At 41.4% G+C, this 15,891-nt stretch carries 16 protein-coding genes and 1 tRNA gene; 3 read left to right on the top strand and 14 right to left on the bottom strand.

What is annotated here, in order from left to right; all coding sequences use genetic code 11:
* Positions 1-26: 26 nt before the first annotated feature.
* Both P767_RS0100705 and P767_RS0100700 read left to right on the top strand, forming a co-directional pair.
* Positions 27-98, top strand: a tRNA-Glu gene (locus P767_RS0100705).
* 181 nt (positions 99-279) lie between these two features.
* The gene (locus tag P767_RS0100700) at positions 280-669 is read left to right on the top strand and encodes a hypothetical protein (protein ID WP_026763003.1); all 390 of its coding nucleotides are present in this window, start codon (positions 280-282) and stop codon (positions 667-669) included.
* A gap of 55 nt (positions 670-724) precedes the next feature.
* Here P767_RS0100700 and P767_RS0100695 read toward each other — a convergent pair whose 3' ends face one another.
* Together P767_RS0100695 and P767_RS0100690 are read right to left on the bottom strand one after the other, a co-directional pair.
* The gene (locus P767_RS0100695; RefSeq protein ID WP_026763002.1) at positions 725-2,095 is read right to left on the bottom strand and encodes a RagB/SusD family nutrient uptake outer membrane protein; all 1,371 of its coding nucleotides are present in this window, start codon (positions 2,093-2,095) and stop codon (positions 725-727) included.
* Positions 2,096-2,106: 11 nt separating this feature from the next.
* On the bottom strand, positions 2,107-5,079 hold the full coding sequence (locus P767_RS0100690) for a SusC/RagA family TonB-linked outer membrane protein (RefSeq protein ID WP_026763001.1): 2,973 nt from the start codon (positions 5,077-5,079) through the stop codon (positions 2,107-2,109).
* Positions 5,080-5,225: 146 nt separating this feature from the next.
* Here P767_RS0100690 and P767_RS15150 point away from each other — a divergent pair, with 146 nt between their 5' ends.
* Positions 5,226-5,963: an SOS response-associated peptidase gene (locus tag P767_RS15150; protein WP_051416949.1), complete on the top strand. Its 738-nt coding sequence runs from the start codon at positions 5,226-5,228 to the stop codon at positions 5,961-5,963.
* Here the strand turns inward: P767_RS15150 and moaCB are convergent.
* From moaCB to P767_RS0100630, 12 genes are all read right to left on the bottom strand, one after another.
* Entirely contained in the window at positions 5,958-6,872 is a 915-nt protein-coding gene (moaCB, locus tag P767_RS0100680) for a bifunctional molybdenum cofactor biosynthesis protein MoaC/MoaB (RefSeq protein WP_026763000.1), read from the bottom strand. The two genes, P767_RS15150 and moaCB, sit on opposite strands and share 6 nt — an antisense overlap.
* A 5-nt stretch (positions 6,873-6,877) precedes the next feature.
* Entirely contained in the window at positions 6,878-7,321 is a 444-nt protein-coding gene (locus P767_RS0100675) for a molybdenum cofactor biosynthesis protein MoaE (RefSeq protein WP_026762999.1), read from the bottom strand.
* On the bottom strand, positions 7,314-8,423 hold the full coding sequence (locus P767_RS0100670) for a ThiF family adenylyltransferase (protein ID WP_026762998.1): 1,110 nt from the start codon (positions 8,421-8,423) through the stop codon (positions 7,314-7,316). Before P767_RS0100670 ends, P767_RS0100675 begins: the two co-directional genes overlap by 8 nt.
* 1 nt (position 8,424) lies before the next feature.
* Positions 8,425-8,658: a MoaD/ThiS family protein gene (locus tag P767_RS0100665; RefSeq protein ID WP_026762997.1), complete on the bottom strand. Its 234-nt coding sequence runs from the start codon at positions 8,656-8,658 to the stop codon at positions 8,425-8,427.
* Between the two features lie 4 nt (positions 8,659-8,662).
* Positions 8,663-9,394, bottom strand: coding sequence for a sulfite exporter TauE/SafE family protein (locus tag P767_RS0100660; RefSeq protein WP_026762996.1), 732 nt, complete (start codon positions 9,392-9,394; stop codon positions 8,663-8,665).
* A gap of 9 nt (positions 9,395-9,403) precedes the next feature.
* On the bottom strand, positions 9,404-10,579 hold the full coding sequence (locus P767_RS0100655) for a molybdopterin molybdotransferase MoeA (protein ID WP_051416947.1): 1,176 nt from the start codon (positions 10,577-10,579) through the stop codon (positions 9,404-9,406).
* A gap of 96 nt (positions 10,580-10,675) precedes the next feature.
* A complete protein-coding gene (moaA, locus tag P767_RS15145) occupies positions 10,676-11,560 on the bottom strand; it encodes a GTP 3',8-cyclase MoaA (protein WP_245586805.1) in 885 nt (294 codons plus the stop codon).
* Positions 11,550-12,143, bottom strand: a complete 594-nt coding sequence (locus P767_RS15140) for a nucleotidyltransferase family protein (RefSeq protein WP_216593178.1) — start codon at positions 12,141-12,143, stop codon at positions 11,550-11,552. The genes moaA and P767_RS15140 overlap by 11 nt, the downstream gene beginning before the upstream one ends.
* Before the next feature lie 11 nt (positions 12,144-12,154).
* The gene (locus tag P767_RS15135) at positions 12,155-13,078 is read right to left on the bottom strand and encodes an XdhC family protein (RefSeq protein WP_245586804.1); all 924 of its coding nucleotides are present in this window, start codon (positions 13,076-13,078) and stop codon (positions 12,155-12,157) included.
* Entirely contained in the window at positions 13,015-13,245 is a 231-nt protein-coding gene (locus P767_RS18715) for an XdhC family protein (protein ID WP_245586803.1), read from the bottom strand. Before P767_RS18715 ends, P767_RS15135 begins: the two co-directional genes overlap by 64 nt.
* Before the next feature lie 11 nt (positions 13,246-13,256).
* The gene (locus P767_RS0100635) at positions 13,257-13,667 is read right to left on the bottom strand and encodes a c-type cytochrome (protein ID WP_026762994.1); all 411 of its coding nucleotides are present in this window, start codon (positions 13,665-13,667) and stop codon (positions 13,257-13,259) included.
* Between the two features lie 46 nt (positions 13,668-13,713).
* Positions 13,714-15,879: a xanthine dehydrogenase family protein molybdopterin-binding subunit gene (locus P767_RS0100630; RefSeq protein ID WP_026762993.1), complete on the bottom strand. Its 2,166-nt coding sequence runs from the start codon at positions 15,877-15,879 to the stop codon at positions 13,714-13,716.
* Positions 15,880-15,891: the final 12 nt, after the last annotated feature.

The raw sequence follows: 15,891 nt of genomic DNA, 5'->3' as shown, positions 1-15,891 counted from the left end.
TTTGCAACCCGAAAGACAAAAACCATGGCCGGTTCGTCTATCGGCTAGGACAGCCCCCTTTCACGGGGCAAAGACGGGTTCGATTCCCGTACCGGCTACAAACGCCTTTTCAACGAAGTTGAAGAGGCGTTCTTCATTTGGGGACAACCCAAGCTTGCTTGAGGGCGTAAACAAATGGAGAACTACTGCAACAGCGAGGCTGGCAATCCCGTTAGATTTGCGAAGCAATCCCGAAGCAGCGCTCTACCCAACTAAAGCGTCTTATTGAAAAAATTAATCATGAGAATTTTTATTATAGGTATTATAGCATTCAGCTTTCTACAACTCTCCTGTACCAAAAATGATAATTTAACCAATACCACATTCCGCGTAAAAATTATCAAAGAAGTTTGCAATGACGCCATCGTTCAGCTGGTAGACAAACAATCTTCAGAAATAGCCGAAAATGGTTTTGCATTCGAGGGCAAAACCTACAACAACGTTTTCTTTACCACTTTCAGTTGTGCAGACAGAAACAAAATGCAAACACTAACCAGTGATTTAACCGGATTGGTTATTACCGTTAAATTACTGAGTGCTCCAAAAGATGAACCTAATTGTGGCAGATGTCGTGCTACCGTAGGCAGCAGGCCTGGCAAATCCAATTATATAGAAGTGATTGGATTATAAAAAAAGAGGCCACATAATGTGACCTCCTTGTTATAAATAATCAATCCCCCAAATATTATCCACCCGCGTATAAATCCCAGTTAATTTCTGCCTGAGGGCGAGGGAATTGTCTGAAGATGGTTCCTAAATCAAAGGAAGTAGGAATGGTATTTAGTCTATCGTATCTGCGGGCATCAATCCATCTGTGTCCCCATGGCTCAGCCCATAATGAATAACGACGCTGATACAGTATCTCATTAATCAATGCCGCCTGTGTGGTAGCACCAGTGTAGTTACCAATATTGGCCGCAGTGCGGATGATATTAATTGCATTAACTGCATCAGTGGTTTGATTCAACTGCGCATGCGCTTCTGCCTTAATTAAAATCAATTCCTCATTTTTAATGAATGGCATGGGTGCCGTATTGGTTGCCCATCTTTTATCCTGGTGAGTACCAACAAGAGGAGTAGCATCTGTGGTAACGGTTACAGGCGTTGCGCGCTGATGAAACTTCGCTGCTACTCTGGCATCGCCTGGTGTGGCATCCGCCAGCACAGAAGGATGTACAACAATAATGGTATTGATATTGGCATCCAGCACATAGAACATAGGATTGAACCCATCCGGCGGCGCTCCAAAAGTGTGTGCGGGACCTGCTGTTAATGAACCTGTCAAATTCATAAAGGAAAGATTCAGGGCAGTCAAAGCACCCTGCCAGTCTCTGCGATAAATGGCTACACGAGCAGTAATGGCTTTATTCAACCGCTTTAATCCATCAATATTATTAAAGCCATTAAATCCTGATGTTAGCGTAAATGGAAACACAGAACCGGCATTATTTAAATCTTCATATCCTGCGGTTAACAATGAATCAATAAAACCAAGTGCAGCAGTGTAAGATCTTACAGGTCCGGGCTTCAAAGGGTCGCTGATATCGGTTCTGATTCCGTTTTCATACAACCAGTTCGCTGGTATCAGATACTGATATGCCATAATGGTTTTGGCAAAACCCGCTACTGCTTTCTTCTCCTGTGCAGTAAGTACACCTGAATTATTGGCTGCATCAATTAATACCAAGCCTTGCTTAATAGCCTGATAAGGAGACGCGTAGGAACCACCTCCTGTTGCACCAAATCCAAAATAGGCCGCATCAGGTAACCGACCCGCTTGTCCAAGCCAATCAGTTTGGAAACGGGGATCGGATGCATTCAGATACCAGATCTCTCTGCCAAAAGTATTCCAGGCCTGACAAATATTGGTAACATAACCCTTGTGTCTTTGTTCCAATCCTGTTACCAGAAACTGAATCTGTCTTCTGGATGCATTGTTGGTAACACTTGCTTCACTCGGATTATTGGGATCCGTTAATTCTTTTACTTTAAGTGGATTACAACCAAAGAGGGTTGCTATCACACCGGTTGCAAATAGTATTTTAAACTTTTTCATATGCCTAGGTATTAGAAATCAATTTGTAGGTGAAAAAATAATCTTCTGGAAGTAGGATAAGGAGCCACATCCACGTTATTGGCAATTGCCTGTGCACCAAATGTGGAAGTTTCCGGATCGTATCCTACGTATTTGGTAGCCATGAAAACATTGTTACCTGAAACACCAATTCTTGCACGCTGAATAATATTTCCGAATGTACGGCTCAATGTTTCTTTTGGCAGTGTGTAGTACAAACCAATTTCACGGATTTTCAGGAAGGTAGCATCCTGCACCCAACGACCTGCGTTGTTGAATGGCGCTGGTGGACGCTGACGACCATCTGGAATTCCATCCCGGTTGCTATCATCAAACCAGCCCCTTGTTGTACCACCTCCATCGGTTAAGAATGAAGTAAGATTGATATTATCTCCGCCTTTTCTGTACTCAGTTAAAATACTTAAGTCAAAGTTTTTAAGGAAAGTGATATTGTTAGACCAGGAAGTAGTCCAATCGGGTTGTGCATTACCCCAAACAGTAAACACTCCCGGAGATATGGCAGGAGTTCCCACAATTGTTGTTGGAGGCAGACCCTGTTGAATCAGGAAGGTTCCCAAGGCAGTACCGAATGCACCAGTTGTGTAAGATGGAATACCCAATCTGGTAATCAACACATCATTCTTCCACCATAACAAACGAGAGAACCACCTGAAATTGGGTTTCTGAATAATTGTACCGGATAATCCCAATTCAATACCCTTGTTTCTCATCTCTGCTTCGTTACTGATGGTACTTACCACACCCGTTGCAGGAGACAATGTCAATGGCTGCAAATTGTTCTTGGTTGTCTTAATATAATAAGTGGCTTCGAACAAGATTTTATTATTTAAAAATCCTGCATCAATACCAAACTCTAATTCCTCTGCACGTTCAGGTAAAATATTGGTATTGCCCACGCTGGTTGCCACAGTTGAACCTAGTAAGCCACCAATATTTACGCCACCCAAAGAAGTAAATGTAGCACCGAAAGGCACAGGCCCTGCTGTTTGACCATAAGCAATTCTGGGTTTGAACTGAGAAATAGCATTGATTTTCCAGAAATCAAAATTGGTTAAGTTTACAGCCAATGAAGCTTTAGGGAAAGCATAGAATCTGTTTACATTTCCATTGGTATTCGATTTATCCCAACGCATACCAACTGTTCCTATGATTTTATCTTCAAAGTTCATTTGCTGTTGCAAAAACACACCCACATCGCTTTGTGTACTTTCAAACTGAGATTCTACTTCCTGTACTGTGGCCTGCTTAATATTCGATTGGCCTGGAGCTAAACCACGACCTCTGTTAAATAATCCGCTGTTTTTAAAGTCTAAACGCACAATACCGGCCTGTGTACTGAAGTTCACACGCTTCACCTGCCAGTCGTACACCAAAGCTGCCTGGATATTGGTATTCATGGTTTCCTGTCTTCCAATTAATACATCTCCGGGATTTGCCTGACCTCTCTGGAATTGCAGATCATCGGGCAGATACACTTTGGTAGAATTCTGTAAATAATCCAGTCCTCCGTTCAATCTGAACTTCAACTGAGAATTTTCTTTTTTGAAAAGATTAATGTCTAATCCAAAAGACTGAATAAAACGATTTACAAGAGAGTTATTAATTCCCTTATCAGTTACAGCAACAGGGTTCTCTGCGAAATAAGGGTTATCAGGATACACTCCATTTACCGGTCTTAAATCAAAGTAATTAGGAACGTACGCAATATTATATCCAATACTTGCACCTGAGTTATTCTGGTTACCAGTAAACCCTCTGTCGGTATTGGTTCTGATATAATTTGAATTTACAGTAAGCACAATGTCTTTAGACAACTTGTGCTCAATATTAGCACGAATGGATTGTCTTTCAAATCCTGTTCTTCTTACAATACCGCCCTCATCGGTTAAGGACCCGGAAACAAAAAATTTTGTTTTTTCATCTCCTCCACGAATACTTAAACGGGAGTTAAGTAAAGTTGCTGTATTGCCATAAAAATAATCTTCGTAATTCACGAAATTATTATTGGCAACTGCATTCTGAAATCTGGTTAATTCAATAGGTCTTCTGGCAGCTGGAAAGAAGCTGTTAATTTTTGCTTCACTCCAATTGTCTACCCCCATCACTCTTAAAGGAGTAGCCATCCCTATATCCTGTCCAAAACTAATGGTGGTTTTTCCTGCAGCACCTTTCTTGGTGGTTATCACCAATACGCCGGCATTTGCACGGGTACCATAAATAGCAGCTGCTGAAGGCCCTTTTAGCACTTCAATGTTTTCTATGTCTGCTGGATTGATATCTGCCAAACGATTGGCCCCGTCATCCTGACTGGCGGCACCAGCTCCGGTAACAGAAGCTCTACCCGAACGCTGAAAATCATTGCTGATATATACTCCATCCAAAACAATCAATGGAGCTGAAGCCTGTGTTAAACTGGATAAACCGCGCAACTGAATATTGATACCCCCACCCGGCGCACCTGAATTCATACGGATATTGGCACCGGAAACTTTTCCGTATAATGCACCATCGGCCGTTTGTATCTGCGTAGTTCCTGTTAAATCTTTGGCAGAAACAGTGGTAATGGCATTTGCCAGATTCGATCTTTTAATTGAAGAAGCCAGACCGGTAATAACAACTTCTTTCAGGGCACTTACTTCTTCTTCCATAGAAAACTGTGCTACGGGTTTGCTATCGGACACTGTAACTTCCATTGTTTTAAAACCAACATACTTCAAAACCAGTACGGCTGACTTTGCATTGGTTTTAATGGAGAAATTTCCCTTTGCATCGGTGGTAGTTACCAGGCTGGTACCTTTTACTGCAACAGAAACTCCCGTCAGCGGATTACCCGTGACTGCTTCTTTTACAGTACCTGATGCCGTAAAGCCCTGTGCCTCTGCAAAAGAGCCCTTCAGCACAAACAGCATTACTAAAAAAACTTTGAATAGATAAAGTTTCTTCATGCGAATTAGTTTTTGGTTAATGAATAAAAATCGTGAGGCATTAAATTAACAAACAAACCAAAAAATCTGGTGGTAAGGAAAAGCCAGTTTATAACCATTAGTTATATTCTATAAATTTTGCGAATTTCACGCTAGATTTATCCCCTATGTGTTATTATAACTCATTGAAATTACCTGCCAAAAAAGAGATCAAACTCAAAGGAAAAACAAAATCAATTCCGGCAACCGATATTACGGTGCAGTCTGGATTTGCATATCAATCCTGGCCTATTATTATTGAAAACAATGCTGGTGAATGGGAGCCGGAACTGGCACATTGGGAATTCATACCCTGGTTTATTAAAAATCTGGGAGAGTTACAAGAGAGCAGAAAAAAATACAACACGCTCAATGCCACTGCAGAAAAACTGTTGGAAAGCAAAGTTTATCAGGCAGCAGCAAAAGCCAGAAGATGCCTGGTCTTAAGTACGGGTTTCTTTGAATGGAGACATTACCAGCGACCAGAAGATAAAAAGCCGATTGCTTATCCCTATTATATTCACAGTGCAAATAAACAGGAAGACCTGCTATTCATGGCGGGCATCTGGCAGCCCTGGACCGATCAATTATCCGGTGAAATGGTGCACAGTTTTGCCATTGTTACCACAGAGGCAAATGGCTTCATGGAAAAAATTCACAACACGAAAAAAAGAATGCCCACCATACTACCCACTGCACTGGCAGAAGAGTGGATTAGTCCCATCAGAGAAAACAGGATACAGGAAATTGCCAGTTATCAGGCAGAAGAAGCATCCTTAACTGCCTATCCGCTTGCCAAAGATTTTAACAGGGGCATATTCAATCCTTTGGAAGAAGTGGAGTATGCTCATTTGCCAGCATTATAAAGTATGGCGGCTCCCTTTTATTACCTCAAATACATGTAGTATCTGGGGGAACAAAGCTGCCATGTATTCGCTGGCCCCCGAAAGGGATCCGGGAAAGCTCATCACCAGGGTATTATCAATCAACCCTGCCACGCTTCTGGATAACATTGCATAGGGCATACGATCCTGTCCATAATTTCTGGCAGCTTCCATAATGCCCGGCAGTTCCTTCTGCAGCATTGACTGAATAATATCCGGCGTTATATCTCTGGGAGACACACCTGTACCTCCCACTAAAATCAATAAATGATTTCCCTCTTGCGTATTTGTTTCTACTACTTTTCTGATTGCGTCTGCTTCATCTGGTATAACGCCATAAACAGGAACGGCTACACCCAATGCTTTCAGGGCTTCCACTACTGCTTTCCCCGCACTGTCCTCCCCCTTGCCCGCAGCAATAGTATCTGAACAAACAACAACAGCTGCAATCAATCCTTTATCTGCATACTTCTTTTTATCTGACTTGCCTCCGGTTTTAGACTGCAGTTTAATTTCCTGAATGCTTACATTTTTATCTATGGGCTTCAGCATATCGTATAAAGTAAGTGCTGCCACAGATGCTCCATGCATGGCTTCCACTTCCACACCCGTTTTGTAAATGGTATGAACTTCTACTTCTATTACAACCTTCAGATCTTTAATGGTAAAACGAACATCTGTATACTCAACAGGAAGCGGATGACAATCTGGTATTAGCTCACTTGTCTTTTTTACCCCAAACAATGCCGCCACTTTAGCAAAGGAAAAAACATCCCCCTTGGGAACTTTCTGCTGAACAATCGCATCAATGGTATCCTGACCGGATACCAATACCGAAGCTTCGGCAATGGCTTTACGTAGCGTATTGGATTTATGGGTGATATTGACCATTCGTTTTAATTATTTTGTTTCCAAACTGATGATTGGTTGGTGCAGATTTCTTTGCCCCAGATAGGTAGCTCTTTTTTTATGGTTTCTACCATTTCATTACAGGCATCAATAGCATCTCTTCTATGAGCAGAAGAAGTAAATACAAACAAACAGATTTCTCCCACTGCTACCCTTCCCAGGCTATGATGTATATGCATGCAGGTAAGTGCATATTTTTCAAAAAACTGTTCTCTTATTACAGCCATTTTTTCTTCAACCATCAATTCGTAAGCAGTGTACTCTATGGCAACCACTTTTTCACCATTCTTTTCATCTTGCCGTACCTGCCCCAGGAATATACTATGTGCACCAATATTTGTTTTAGCCGAATGCTTCTGAATATCATCTGCTATTTTCTGTGCAGGAATGGGTCCCTGATAAAAGATACTATGCTGTTTTTTACTACTCATGGTCTACTGCATTAAAATACGCGGTTAATCCTCCCTTTACACTAAAGGTTTCTACCCCCTTATGCAATTTAATGTATTGTGCTGCATAAACACTTCTGATACCCTGGTGACAAATAATATAAACAGGCTGCTGTGGCAGCTGATCCAGGGATTCCTTCAATACAGACATAGGAATCCGGGCATGAACAAAATCGAGACTTGGATATTCATGCAACTCTCTAACATCTAATATAAAATGGCCGGGTTCTTCCTGAATTTTAAGTAACTGCCGAACGTCTATCTCAGTAATATCAATGTCTTCCATTTCTTCTTCCTCATTCGCACATTCCATGTTGTAATTCATTTTATTAAAAAAAGACTCATCAATAACAGGGGTTTCCGGATTCGGGGTCAACGCTATTTCATACCAGCTACCCGATAAAAAATGATAATTGAGTAACAATCCATTTTGCAACTTGCCTAAACCAGTTATCCATTTAATTACTTCAGCGGCCTGCATGGTACCGATAATACCAGGCAAAACACCTATCACGCCTGTCTCCTCACAGCTGGCGAACTCATTGCGCAAGGGTTGTTGAGGAAACAAATGGCGGTAGTGAACAGGATCCGGAATATGGATATTATTCATAACAGCCACCTGACCTTCATAACCGGAAACAGCCCCATACACCCATGCTTTTTTCAGCAATACACATGTATCGTTAATCAGGTATTTGGCACTGAAATTATCGGTAGCATCCACCACACAATCAAATTGCTCAATAATGGCAAAAGCATTTTCTTTATTCAACTGAAAAGGAAATTCTATAAGCTGAATCCCGGAATTCAGTTTTGTTATTTTTCTGGCTGCCACACTTACTTTCAGTTGACCTATATCGAACTCATCAAATAAAACCTGACGATGCAGATTGCTTAAGCTAACCTCGTCGGCATCCATGATTCCAATGGAGCCAATACCCGCCCCGGCCAGATACTGCAGTGCAGGACATCCCAATCCCCCCATACCCACAATCAACACTTTCGCTTCCGCTAATTTTCGCTGGGCATCTGCACCAAATCCGGGCAGTATCAATTGTCTGATATATCGTTTAAAATCTGGCATTTTATCCTCCGGAAAAAGGTGGCATTAAAGCAACAATATCGCCCTGCTTCAATGGGCAATTTTCATGAATCACCTGTTGATTCAAGGCAAGGAAATATTTTTTATTGGCCAAAGCAGGAAATTGCTTCAACAATTCTTTTTCTAATGTATCCGTATCAGCACAATCTTCCCGGGACAGCTCTGACACTATCGTAATATCTGTTACTGAACCAAAAAACAATACTTTAATACCCATACACTCAATTTACAAACAACAATTTAGAAACAGCCAATATCAATACAACTGCTAAAATAAATTTAAGCTGTGTATTCTTGAATCTGGATGAGCCAAAATAAGCACCCAGCCAGCCTCCTACCAAAACAAAACCAATAATCATATACATTGAAGGTGCCAGATCAAATCCTTTTTTCATTTGTCCCAACATTCCCGATGCCGAATTCAAAAATATAAAAATAGCGCTGATGGCTGCTGTTTGTTGTATGGTTGCCCAACCCATCATCAATAAAAGCGGAGACAATAAAATACCTCCTCCCATGCCTATCATCCCGGAGAGCAAGCCTATAACTGCTCCCGCCACACTCAGCCAATACCATTTAGGGCTGGAAATATTTTCAACAGCCGGCGGCTTTATTAGCATTCTAACAACTGCTATCAACAAAACAATGGCCAGTATTTTTTTGTAAAGGGGTTCCGAAACCGGCACAATACTACCGAGATAGGCCGCTGGTATAGAAGTAATCACCAAAGGCCATAACAAAGTAGATTTAAAATGCCGGGCTTTATAAAAAGAGAGAAATGAAACCAGTGAAACAATCAAGTTGAGGATTAAAGCAGTTGGTTTCATTACTAGTGGACTCATATTCAAAAGCGCCATCAGGGCCAGATAACCACTGGCACCGCCATGACCAACAGATGCATACAAAAATGCGATTATCAAAAATGCAATTCCCACTATCCATGCTTGTTCCATATCGCAATGTTAGAATAAATAAACGGTTACCAGCTGACCTTTGGAAAACCTGAATTCGTTAGCAGGCAATTCAACCCAGCAATTGGCTTCAGAAAAAGCACTAACCTGATAAGATGCCTGCGCAGCCGAAATAGTTACTTCTCTATTTAGCAGTGAGGCTTTTACAAAAAAATCAAGTGGGGTATTTTTCTCATAGTCGTGCGCCAACCTTGCTTGTATAGATGGGGTAGGCTGCATACCCATTGTTAACTGTATTACGGGCTTTACATATTGTTGAAAACAATGTAATACCGAACCGGGATTTCCAGGCAATCCTATTACCAGTTTTTGTTTGTATTGTCCTGCAAACAAAGGCTTTCCTGGTTTCTGTTTCACACCATGAAAGATTGTTTCTACACCTGCCTGTTGGGCTGCTGCCGCTACAAAATCATAGTCTCCCACACTTACCCCTCCGGTTAACAATACCAGATCTGCCCAAAGCAGTGCTTTGTCTATAGCCGCTTTTGTTTCCGCTAAATTATCTTTTACCCATTGCAGCTGACATTGATTTATACCCAACTGCTTCAATGCTGCAGTTAAACCGATTGAATTAGATTCATAGACCTGACCATATTCAAGTATATCCCCTGGCTTAACCAACTCATTTCCCGTAATGATCAATGCAATTTTCGGTGCCGGAAAAACAGCAATATGCGTTAAACCCAGATTTGCCAGCATGGCAATTTGGTAAGCATGCAAACAAGTTCCCCTGGTAATTACCACAGCATCTTTCTGAACAGAAGATCCGGGCATTCTGATATTCAACCCTGTTTCGGGTTTAGCTTGCCGGATAATAATTCCATCGGCTTTTTCTTCCACCCATTCTTTCTGCACCACCCAGCTGGCTCCCTCCGGAACAGGACCGCCAGTGAAAACTTTAATGGCTTTCCCCTCTTGCAAAGTTAAAGACCGATTGCTGCCGGCTGGCAATTCATCCTGCAAAGGAAGAAACAAATCAGTAGCAAAACTATTCACTGCATAGCCATCCATGGAGGACTGCAGAAATCCAGGCATATTAATCGGACTCTTGATATCTTCTGCAGCCACCTTTCCGGCAGACTCCGTTAATGGATGGATTTCCGGATTCAAAGTCCTGACTTTGCTGAACAATAATTGTTTTGCTTCACTAACTGTTATCATAGTCATTAACCGCCAATTGCAATCATACTTCTGTTATGCAAGAGTTCGGCATTTATTTTCTCAAATTCTTTTGAAAACTGGCCACCCAGCTCCCTGTGCTTTTTAAAAAATGGAATCCTCAATTAATGGTAGGATGTTTTCACCTGAACGCAATGCTGTTAACAAATCTGTTTCATCAGAAGAAAACAAACAATTCTTTATTTTACCATCTGCAGTTAAACGGATGCGGTTACAGGTATTGCAAAATGGAGCACTCATGGTACTGATTACAGCAAAGCTTCCTGCATGATTCTCTATTGCATATTGTTTGCTCGTATCATTGGGTTCATTCACTAAAGGAGCAATCGTATACTTTTTCCCAATTAGCTCCAACATCTCCTGCAAGGTTACCAGTTTATCACTGTTCCATTTATTTCCATCAAAAGGCATGAATTCAATAAACCTTATTTGAATGGGTGTGTCTTTAGTCCATGCAATAAAATCCAATACTTCCTGATTATTCATTCCTTTCACAACCACCACATTAATTTTCAGCTTAAACCCATTGGCAAGTAATAAATCAATATTGCTCTTCACCTGATTAAACTGATCTCTTCTGGTCAGGAGTTGAAACTTCTCCTTTTGTAAAGTATCTAAACTGATATTGAGAGAGCGAATACCTGCTTCTTTTAACTCATTTATAAATAAATGAATCCGGGTAGCATTGGTAGTCATGGTTAAGTTAACACCCAGTTTTCCTAATTCTTTTATAATGGCAGCCGCATCTTTTCTAACCAGGGGTTCTCCTCCGGTTAACCTGATTTTCTTTACGCCATTCTGCACAAACAAAGTAGCCAGTTGTACAATCTCGTCTTTCTGCATCAATCGCTGATTGGGCATGAATGCATAGTCTTCTTCCGGCATACAATAAAAGCAACGCAGATTGCAATTATCCGTTAATGAAATTCGCAGGTAATCGTGTACCCTATTGTATTGATCAATCAGCATTTCCTTTGTTTAATAATTCACAAAACCGCTCATAATCAGCTGCGGTATCTATATCCAGCCACCCCAATTCAAAATCAATCGTTTCCAAATCGGATGGATGCCGATGTAATATAGCCCTTGCCCCCTTGTCCCCTTTCAATTGATTCAACTCATTAAAATATTTTGCCGTTAACAAAAGTGGCGTCCCTGCTACATCCTGGTAACAGGCTGCTACCAGCCCCTTCTTTGTTCCTGTATGTAGCAGAATCATTTTTTGCAAAAGGGCACTATTTAAAAATGGCTGATCGGCTACAAGAATAAACATCAATTGCATATTGGGACATTGTTGCTGCATGGCAGTTAGCCCCATTTGTATGGAACTACTCATTCCCATATTGTAGTTATTATTCCGAACCAGATTAACTTGTTCATTTTTAATAACAGAACTTATCTCCTGGTGATAATGACCTGTTACGATCGTTACTACACTGGGATCTAAAATTAAAACCTCATCCACAATTTTTTCCAATATCGTTTTGTCTTTGCAGGGCAATAACATTTTGGCTTTTCCCATACGGGAAGCTTCGCCCGCTGCTAATATCATTACTCCCCAATTCATGATTTACTATGAATGGGTGTTAACTGATTTCTCAAATGAAGGGGTGTTTGGTTTTCCATTACGGCCATGATTTCCGCACAAACAGAAAGGGCAATTTCTGCAGAAGTTTCTGCTCCCAGTGACAATCCGGTGGGCCCGTATATATTCCTCATCTGTGTTTCAGAAAACAAAATTCCCTGTTCCTTCAAATCTTTCAACAGACGATCGCGCTTGGCAGCCGGTCCCAGTAAACCAATATAACGGAAGGTATGCGATTGCATACCCTGTAAAAAAGACAAATCATAATTGTAATTATGCGTCATTAATACAATGGCAGTACGATCATCCATATTCAACTGGGGTAGTATAGAATCGGGTTTACCAACCAGGATGCGGCTGGCTTTAGCAAATCGCTGTGCATTCGCATGCGTAGGTCTTCCATCCACAACAGTAGTACTCCATCCAATTAATCTGGCCAATGATTCCAGCGGCATGGTATCGTTTCCTGCTCCTACTATGATTAAAGAGACAGCAGGCATAATGTACTCAACAAATACCTCCTGTTGAGCAGTTCCTGCATCAATAACGATATACTCCGATTTTTTTTGTGCATGTACCCTTTGCACGGCTTCACTTAAAAGCGGCGACCCGTGTTTTGCAATTTGATTATGCAATAAAGTTCCCCAATGCTCATGTTGATTACGGCTAAAACCGGTAACCAATACCTGAGGATTCCTTGACTGCAGCATTTCCTGCAATCCCTTTATTAAATCGGTGCAATCAAAATTCAATGGCTCAAACAATATACTAACGATGCCATTGCATCCCAACTGTACTCCCAGCTTGGCATCGTCTTCATCGGTGGTATCGTAAACTACTAATTTTTTTTGCCCTGCGTAATAGCCAGCGCTGCTTTTCGTAATGCATCTCCTTCCAGGCATCCGCCGCTAATAGCTCCAATGTATCTTCCATCTTCACTCACCAGCATGCGGGCTCCAGGCCTTCTGTAGGAAGACCCCTCTACATGCACAACAGTGGCCAGCGCCATGCGTTGCTTTTCCTCTGCCATTTGTTCAAATGCATGAACAATATCCGCTAATTCCTTCATGAAATATTGGCTTATGGTCTTCTCTTCTTCACCTGTCCGGGTAGTATGGGCTTGGTATTTTTGTTGCCCCAGCTATTCTGTATATAATTCAGCACATCCGCAATCTCCTGATCAGAAAGATACTCTACACTGGGCATTACCCCATTATAGGTTACTCCGTTTACTTTTACTTCACCAGATTGGCCCTTGATTAAAACATCTATGATATCATTCGGATTTTTCTTTAAAAAATCAGATTGGGCAACAGGGGGGAATACTCCCTCTAAACCTTTCCCATCCTGCATATGACAGTTCATGCAACTGGTTTCATAAACGGTCTTCCCTGCCACAATGCTTTTTTTCAAATCAAAAGGCTGTACAAAGGCAAGAGAAAGAAAACCACCTACCATCAATGCCGTCAATGTCTTTATCCCAGCTTTCATTTATATCTGATTAAGATTTATCAATTATACAATTTCAACCACCTGTTTATACAATTTTATTCATGTCAAAAGGCAGTTTACGTATCCGCTTGCCGGTAGCAGCAAATATGGCATTACATAAAGCAGGTGCAAACGGAGGCAAACCTGGTTCACCCACTCCTTTTATTTTATTTCCACCGTCGGCTAAAATATGTACTTCCACCTTTGGCATTTCATTGATCCGAACCAACGGATTATTATGGAAATTGGATTGAACCGTTGCTCCCTTGTCAAAAGTAATACCCCCTTTAATGGCAGCAGTTAAAGCCATTACAGCAGAGCCCTCAACCTGTGCTCTGGTATTATCCGGATTTACTACTGTACCCAGATCAATTACGGCAATTACTTTTTCTATTTTAACACCTGTTCCTTTTTTGGATACCTCAATTACAAAACCGGCCTGACCTGCAAAGAATTCGTATTGTGCCACACCACGCCCCCAACCTGCCGGAAGAGGTTTATCCCAGTTGGAAACTTCTTTAAGTTTATTTAAGATTTTCTTTGTGTCTGATTCCTTGGTTAGCATTCCCAGACGGAATTGCATAGGATCTTTTTTGGCAGCCACCGCCATTTCATCTATAAAGCACTCATGCGCAAAAGCAAGGGTGGTGCTGGTTACTGCTCTCCAGGCTGCCAATGGCACATGCAGATAATGATGAACATACAAATTCTTCATATGTTCAATTTCATATTTCTGCTCACTGATACCTTCGGTCATAGTACCATCTGCCTTGGTAATATCGTAATCCTTTTTCATGTCAAGGGTACCGGATATTACTTTATGCTGAAACGCAATCGCTTTACCACTGGCATCCAATGCACCTTTCATAGCAGAGAAGGTCATGGGTCTGAATGGCCCCTGCTGGGTATCGTCTTCTCGTGTCCATATGGATTTTACCGGCTTACCAATTTTCTTACTCAACTGAACCGCCTCATGAATATAATCCGGATAGAGTCTTCTTCCGAAACCCCCTCCATTAAACAAGACATGTAATTTTAAATCTTCCTGTTTTACGCCGTAAGTTTTGGAAAACTCGTTCACTACACTGCTTGGCACTTGCGTGGATGTCCATATTTCCAGTTTATTTCCTTCTGTCCAGGATGCCAGACAGTTCATAGGTTCTATGGGAGAATGTGAAACAACAGGTGTTTCATAAAAAACTTCCAGTTTAACGGGTGCACCGGTAAAAGCCTGATCAAAATTACCTTGCTGATGTTCCACTGCACCTTCTTTTTTGGCAGCTTCGCGCATACTTTGTTCGTAGTCCTTTGAATTAAACTGCTCATTACCCTGATGATCCCATTTAATTACCAATGCTTTTCTTCCCTGAACAGCAGCCCAGTAATTTTCAGCAATCACTGCCACTCCTTCCGATTTATAAATTCCGTGAATGCGTTCACAGGTTTCCACTGCAATTACCCCTTTTACTTTTTTAGCAGCAGTGGCATCAAAGCTAACCAGTTTACTGCCAAACACTTTGCATCGTTCAATAGATGCATATACCATCCCGGGAACAGAAGCATCAATACCGAACTTGGCGGTACCATTTACTTTCATAGGGATATCCATTCGGGGTGCAGATTTGCCTAATATTTTAAAATCCTTTGAATTCTTTAAAACGGGATTCTTAGGCGCTTCCAGTTTAGAAGCGGCTTCAGCCAATTCGCCATAGCCTAATTTTTTACCACTTGGGCGATGAATAACGGTTGCGTTTTCAGCATAACATTCTGCTACAGGCACATCCCATTGTTTACTGGCCGCAGTCAGCAACATTTCTTTAGCAGCCGCACCTACTTTTCTTAAGCTGGTATAATTGGTTCTTACAGAGGAGCTACCTCCTACAAACTGTGCAGGACCATATTTCTTTTCCCCTCCGGTTTGTTTAATAACCAGTTTGTCCATAGGCACTTCCAGTTCTTCCGCTATTAAAGCAGGAATGGACTGATAAGTACCCTGACCAATTTCAGGTTTGGTATTGAATATAGTAACCACTCCTGCCTGATCAATCATAACCAGTGGAGACAATTCAAAAGCATTACCGGCGGCTGTTATATTTTCAATTATTGCAGAGCCATCGGCTTTTACACCCATACCCATAATTAAACCGGCACCGGTTAAACCAGTAAGGCGTAAAAAGTTTCTGCGATCGATAGAAGATTTTTGCTGAGTCATTTTTTTAATTTT

The organism is Sediminibacterium salmoneum NBRC 103935 (genome assembly GCF_000511175.1).
In the GTDB taxonomy this organism is placed as follows: Bacteria; Bacteroidota; Bacteroidia; order Chitinophagales; family Chitinophagaceae; genus Sediminibacterium; species Sediminibacterium salmoneum.
The sequence above is the reverse complement of the archived record's forward strand: the minus strand, read 5'-3'. Positions and strand labels throughout refer to the sequence as shown.

Coding starts and splice junctions, on each gene's coding strand:
- P767_RS0100695 (WP_026763002.1), bottom strand. CDS start 2,095: ATGAAAAAGTTTAAAATACTATTTGCAACCGGTGTGATAGCAACCCTC.
- moaA (WP_245586805.1), bottom strand. CDS start 11,560: ATGCTGATTGATCAATACAATAGGGTACACGATTACCTGCGAATTTCA.
- P767_RS0100660 (WP_026762996.1), bottom strand. CDS start 9,394: ATGGAACAAGCATGGATAGTGGGAATTGCATTTTTGATAATCGCATTT.
- P767_RS18715 (WP_245586803.1), bottom strand. CDS start 13,245: ATGAAGGAATTAGCGGATATTGTTCATGCATTTGAACAAATGGCAGAG.
- P767_RS0100630 (WP_026762993.1), bottom strand. CDS start 15,879: ATGACTCAGCAAAAATCTTCTATCGATCGCAGAAACTTTTTACGCCTT.
- P767_RS0100675 (WP_026762999.1), bottom strand. CDS start 7,321: ATGAGTAGTAAAAAACAGCATAGTATCTTTTATCAGGGACCCATTCCT.
- P767_RS15140 (WP_216593178.1), bottom strand. CDS start 12,143: ATGATATTAGCAGCGGGCGAAGCTTCCCGTATGGGAAAAGCCAAAATG.
- P767_RS0100635 (WP_026762994.1), bottom strand. CDS start 13,667: ATGAAAGCTGGGATAAAGACATTGACGGCATTGATGGTAGGTGGTTTT.
- P767_RS0100655 (WP_051416947.1), bottom strand. CDS start 10,579: ATGACTATGATAACAGTTAGTGAAGCAAAACAATTATTGTTCAGCAAA.
- moaCB (WP_026763000.1), bottom strand. CDS start 6,872: ATGGTCAATATCACCCATAAATCCAATACGCTACGTAAAGCCATTGCC.
- P767_RS0100665 (WP_026762997.1), bottom strand. CDS start 8,658: ATGGGTATTAAAGTATTGTTTTTTGGTTCAGTAACAGATATTACGATA.
- P767_RS15150 (WP_051416949.1), top strand. CDS start 5,226: ATGTGTTATTATAACTCATTGAAATTACCTGCCAAAAAAGAGATCAAA.
- P767_RS0100700 (WP_026763003.1), top strand. CDS start 280: ATGAGAATTTTTATTATAGGTATTATAGCATTCAGCTTTCTACAACTC.
- P767_RS0100670 (WP_026762998.1), bottom strand. CDS start 8,423: ATGCCAGATTTTAAACGATATATCAGACAATTGATACTGCCCGGATTT.
- P767_RS15135 (WP_245586804.1), bottom strand. CDS start 13,078: ATGCCTGGAAGGAGATGCATTACGAAAAGCAGCGCTGGCTATTACGCA.
- P767_RS0100690 (WP_026763001.1), bottom strand. CDS start 5,079: ATGAAGAAACTTTATCTATTCAAAGTTTTTTTAGTAATGCTGTTTGTG.